The sequence below is a fragment of the Larkinella soli genome (assembly GCF_003703975.1).
Taxonomy (GTDB): Bacteria; Bacteroidota; Bacteroidia; order Cytophagales; family Spirosomataceae; genus Larkinella; species Larkinella soli.
Genome location: NZ_QTJY01000056.1, coordinates 1 through 1,176, shown reverse-complemented (window position 1 = coordinate 1,176; position 1,176 = coordinate 1). Strand labels below are relative to the sequence as shown.

Genomic DNA, 1,176 nt, shown 5'->3' with positions numbered 1-1,176 from the left:
GCAACCAAAAGTTTATTTCTCTTGACGTATTAGGGCAACCTTTTCTAAGATCCTGGTAGAACGCACTTCCTTAGAGGAGAAATGGATGACAGGGGTGCGAAATCAAAAGAAAAGAAAATGGGAATGTCGGAAATCTAGCGAAATATAAAGTCTAGATTTCCGACATTTGGTTTCGCCCCTATGGGAAGAGGATCTTCCACCTATCCCAACAGTCGGTTAGTTGTTGTTGATAGGGTTTGCTATGCATTTGGGCCATGTAGTCTGCCAGGTTGGCTTCTAACTGCTTCTTCAACTCAGCGAGCGGCTCTCCCGTCCAATAGCGATCAACTAAAGCCCGAAACCGAAGCTTCTCCCGGTGGCGCTGCCTTTCTACCCGCTTAAAATCCGCTTCGCAATCAAATTGCTTTCTATCTACCAGCCAATACTGGGCCACCCGCCCCTCTTGATAAAGTCTGCTCTCCTCTACCGGAAGCTGGTGGGCATCTAACACAGGTAGGGTCCACAAGATCTTCTCAAAGGCTACTGTCACTTTCTGGGCCAGGCAAGGTGCAAACTGTGGCCGGGCCAGATCTGCCAGCACCTTGGGGCGCGCCTGACCTAAAAACTGCATGGTGTGAGCCTTCAATTCAAATCGCAAATGCCCAGCTACTGGTACGTAGAGCTTCAAAACATGCTGACCGCACTTCACTTTGACATAAGGCATGTCCACGCCATCGACGCGCTTGGAATCCACTACTGGCTTGCGGTTCAAATACAGCAGAAAACGCTCTGGCAGCACTTCCGCCCCAGCCACCGGCCAGGTCATGGACAACTCCAGGTTGTTGATCGGGGTGCGAAACGGATCGATGCCCCAGCCCGTTGCCAACTCGTCCAGGACGGCCAGTATTTCGGACGGATTTTTTCCATACCGGTTATGCTCTCCCTGGTTAGCGGCCTTAATCAGCGATCCGCGCAGTTGAAAGCAATAGCGCCCTTTCGCCGACCCCGGTGGCCGGGGTCGGCCCTGCACCCGAAGCCCATTATGCCATTTAATGTAGGTTGGCAGGTCATACCGAATTTCTCCCGTCTCTTCCTCCAGGGGGATTTTGATACCCAAGTGCCGAATCAGGTGCCGCTCATCAACCACCAGTTGCTCCAGGCGAATGCCGTCAAACATGGCCCCTTACTTGCCTGCTT

Annotated in this window: 1 protein-coding gene; it reads right to left on the bottom strand. The window is 52.4% G+C overall.

The window, feature by feature from the left end; all coding sequences use genetic code 11:
• Nucleotides 1-178: 178 nt before the first annotated feature.
• Entirely contained in the window at nt 179-1,156 is a 978-nt protein-coding gene (locus tag DX909_RS29310; protein WP_128548874.1) for a hypothetical protein, read from the bottom strand.
• Nucleotides 1,157-1,176: the final 20 nt, after the last annotated feature.

Coding starts and splice junctions, on each gene's coding strand:
- DX909_RS29310 (WP_128548874.1), bottom strand. CDS start 1,156: ATGTTTGACGGCATTCGCCTGGAGCAACTGGTGGTTGATGAGCGGCAC.